This window comes from Novosphingobium sp. 11B (assembly GCF_054589055.1).
Window position 1 is genome coordinate 25,406 of sequence record NZ_BAAILP010000219.1, and the last position, 3,839, is coordinate 29,244.

The following is a 3,839-nucleotide window of genomic DNA, read 5'->3' on the forward strand; positions in this document are numbered from 1 at the left end:
CTTCACAACGGCTTGGCATCCTTCATCCGTTATGTAATACATCATACAACATAACTTTGAGGGAGCAGGACGTGAACCGCGTGATCGAACGGGCGGAGTTCAGCCGCCGCGCCGTGACGCTAGGCATGGGCGCGGCCTTCGCGATGAGCTCGGCGCCGGTGCGCGCCACAGGGGCCTTGACTGGCTTCCACGACGTTCGCGACCACGGCGCGAAGGGCGACGGCGCCGCGATCGATTCCGATGCCTTCAACCGCGCCATCGCCGCCGCGAACGATGCGGGCGGCGGCACCGTCGTCGTCCCTCCGGGCCATTACCTGTGCTTCTCGATCCGCCTGCGCAGCCATGTCACCCTGCTGCTGATGCCCGGCAGCGTGATCGAGGCCGCCGACCCGCGCCGCCATAAGGGCGCCTACGACTTGCCCGAGGGCGTCTACGAGGAACAGTATGTCGATTACGGCGTCGCCCATTTCCGCAATGCGCTGATCTCGGGCATCGACCTGACCGACGTGGCGATCATCGGGCGCGGGCTGATCCACGGCCTCGGCCTCGACCGCGAGGGCCCCGCCCCCCGCTGGCACGGGATCGAGGGGTGGAAGTCGCCGAAGGAACTCGGCCTCTCGCCCGATGCCGCCCGCCGCGCCATCCCGCGCGAGATGGCCTACGAAGGGCGCGGCAACAAGGCGGTGGCGCTCAAGCGTTGCCGGGGTGTCCTGCTGCGCGACTTCACGATCCTGCAGGGCGGCCACTTCGCCTGCTACGTGCTGGGATCGCGCAATGTCACCATCGACAACCTGACTGTCGATACCGACCGCGACGGCATCGACATCGACTGCTGCCGCGACGTGCGCGTCACCAACTGCGTGGTGAACGCCCCCAAGGACGACGCCATCGTCCTCAAGAGCAGCTATGCCCTGAACGAGCCGGTGTTCTGCGAGGAGGTCTCCGTGATCGGCTGCAAGACCAGCGGCTACGATCTGGGCACTCTGGTGGACGGCAGCTATCGGCCCTCCACCTATCGCTCGGTGGACGACGTCGGCGTGCTCGGGCGGATCAAGCTGGGCACCGATTCCGCCACGGGCTTCCGCAATATCCTGATCGCCGACTGCATCTGCGAGAACACGCGCGGACTGCAACTGGGCGCGATCGACGGCGGCGTTCTGGAGGACGTGACCTTCCGCGACATCAACTTGCGCAATCCGGTGAACCACCCGATCTTCGTGCGCCTAGCCGCCCGCAACCGCGCGCCTCTGGGCAATGGCCCCTCGAAAGTGCGGCGCGTGCGGTTTTCCGGCATCAACGTCTCGGGCGCGCCCGGTCCTTATGCCTGCGGCGTGGTCGGCAACCCCGGCGCACCGATCGAGGATGTGACTTTCGTGGATGTCCACGTCCGCTCGGCCGGCGGCGGCACGGGTGAGGATGCAGGCCGGACCATTCCCGAGCGGCCCGCCTCCAGCCTGGAACCCAGCTTCATGGGGACGTTCCCCGCGCACGGCCTCTATGTGCGCCATGCCCGCAACGTGATGCTCAAGGACGTGACCTTCGCGGTGGACGCGCCCGACGCGCGGCCCGCCGTGGTGTTCGACGACGTGGCGGGCGCGGTGGTGGACGGCCTGCGCTCCCCGCACGAGCGGGCCCGCGCGGTGCGCAGCGCCGCCAGCAGCGACATCGCGATCGGCGATGTGGCGAAACTCTCCTGAAGGACTGACGATGCTTCTGCGCCCTCTTCTCGCCGCCCTGCTCGCTTCCGCGTCATTGCCGGTCCTCGCCGCCAGTGAACGCCCGCTGGCCGAGGGCTGGCACTTCCTCAAGGCCGACGCCGCCGGGGCCGAGGCGCCCGCCTTCGACGACCGCGCATGGCAGACCGTCTCCGTCCCCCACACCTACAACGCGGGCGATTCCGGCATCGGCGGCGCCAAGGCGCGCGGCGAGCCCGAGGGCGTCTACTATCGCGGCCCCGCCTGGTATCGCCTGAACTTCGAGGCCCGGCCCACGCCCGGCAAGCGCATGCTGCTGGAGTTCGCTGGCGTCTCGCTCAAGGCCGAAGTCTGGCTCAACGGCAAGCGGCTGGGCGCGCACAAGGGCGGCTACGGCGCCTTCCGCCTCGACGCGACCGAAGCGCTGCGCGACGGCGCCAACGTGCTCGCGGTGCGCGTGGACAACGCGCGAGACACCACGATCGCGCCGCTTAACGGCGATTTCAACGTCTTCGGCGGCCTCGCCCGCCCGGTCACGCTGATCGAGAGCGACGCGCTCGCCTTCGACCGGCTCGACCATGCAGGGCCGGGCCTTGCCGTGCGCACCACCGCGCTGAAGGGCAGCGAGGCGATTGTGGGCCTCACCGTCCTGCTGCGCAACGACCGCACCGCTCCCGCGCGCTTCACCCTGAACAGCCGTGTGCTCGACGCGGGCGGCAAAGTGGTAGCTAAAGCCTCGCGCGCGGTGGCACTGGGCGCCGGCGCCCGGCAGAGCCTTGACCAGTCCCTGGCTATGCACAGTGCGCGGCTGTGGCAGGGCATCAAGGCCCCCTACCTCTACCGCGTCGTCACCGAAATTACCGAGGGCGGCAACGTCATCGACAGCCAGAGTGCGCCGCTGGGCATCCGCACGGTCGCGGTGAAGCCGGACGGCACGTTCCTGCTCAACGGCGCGCCTTATCCCTTGCGCGGGGTGAACCTGCAACTGCCCACCCGCTTCGGGCGCGGCCCGGTGGTGACTTCTGCACAGATCGACGAGGATCTGAACCTCTTCGCCGAGATGGGCGCGACCGGCCTGCGGCTCGCGCATATGCAACATCCGCAGCGGGTATACGAACGTGCCGACGAACTGGGCCTGCTGGTGCTGACCGAAGTGCCGCTGATCGACGACCACGATCCGTCCGACGCCTTCCGCGAAAACCTCGTCCAGCAGATGCGCGAGCTGATCGCGCAGACCGGCAACCACCCTTCTGTAGCGCTGTGGGGCATCGGCAACGAGATCCGCAAGTCGGACGCGGCATCCAACCGCATCCTCGCCGAACTGCAGGCAACCGCCAAGACGCTCGATCCCACCCGGCCGACGACATACGCGCACTGCTGCCTCGCGGACGACGATCCCATCGCGCAGCACAGCGACACGGTGTCGTACAACCGCTATTTCGGGTGGTACTGGACGCAGTCCGAAGACATCGGGCCATGGGCCGACGAACTCCATGCAAGACTGCCCGGACGCCCCATCGGCGTCAGCGAATACGGCGCCGGGGCAAGCGTGCTGCATCAGGAAGACCCGGTGCTCAAGCGCCCGGAATCGAACGGCTACTGGCACCCCGAGCAATGGCAGACCGACTTCCACGTCAAGCACTGGCGCGAAATGAAAAAGCGGCCGTTCCTGTGGTCCACTTTCGTATGGGTGGGGATCGACTTTCCCTCGTTCAAGCGCAACGAGGGCGACCGCCCCGCGATCAACGACAAGGGCCTCGTCACCGAGGACCGCAAGGTGCGCAAGGACGCCTGGTACTGGTATCAGGCCAACTGGTCGGACACGCCGATGCTACACATCGCCAGCGGCCGCGACCTGCACAAGCGGACGCAGCGCGTGACGGCGCAGGCCTTCACCAACCAGAGCGAGGTGGAGATGCGCCTCAACGGCGGCGCCTGGACGAAAGTGCCGGTGACGGACCACATCGCGGCGTGGCCGCTGGACCTCGCGCCGGGTGCGAACCGGGTGGAGGCGCGGTCGGGGGCGCTCGGCGATGCAGTGGAATGGACGTGGGAGACGCAGCCTTAGGACGTCCCCGCCCTTCGTCATTGCGAGCGCAGCGAAGCAATCCAGGGCGGTTTACGCACGCCCTGGATTGCTTCGCT

General features: G+C 67.9%; 2 protein-coding genes. Both read left to right on the plus strand.

Annotation, left to right across the window (positions count from 1 at the left end):
• Nucleotides 1–71 precede the first annotated feature (71 nt).
• Nucleotides 72–1,697 carry a rhamnogalacturonidase gene (locus ACYPYD_RS20100; RefSeq protein WP_459665076.1) on the plus strand — a complete coding sequence of 542 codons (1,626 nt, stop codon included), beginning with the start codon at nucleotides 72–74 and terminating at the stop codon, nucleotides 1,695–1,697.
• Between the two features lie 10 nt (nucleotides 1,698–1,707).
• The gene (locus ACYPYD_RS20105; protein ID WP_459665078.1) at nucleotides 1,708–3,762 is read left to right on the plus strand and encodes a glycoside hydrolase family 2 protein; all 2,055 of its coding nucleotides are present in this window, start codon (nucleotides 1,708–1,710) and stop codon (nucleotides 3,760–3,762) included.
• Nucleotides 3,763–3,839: the final 77 nt, after the last annotated feature.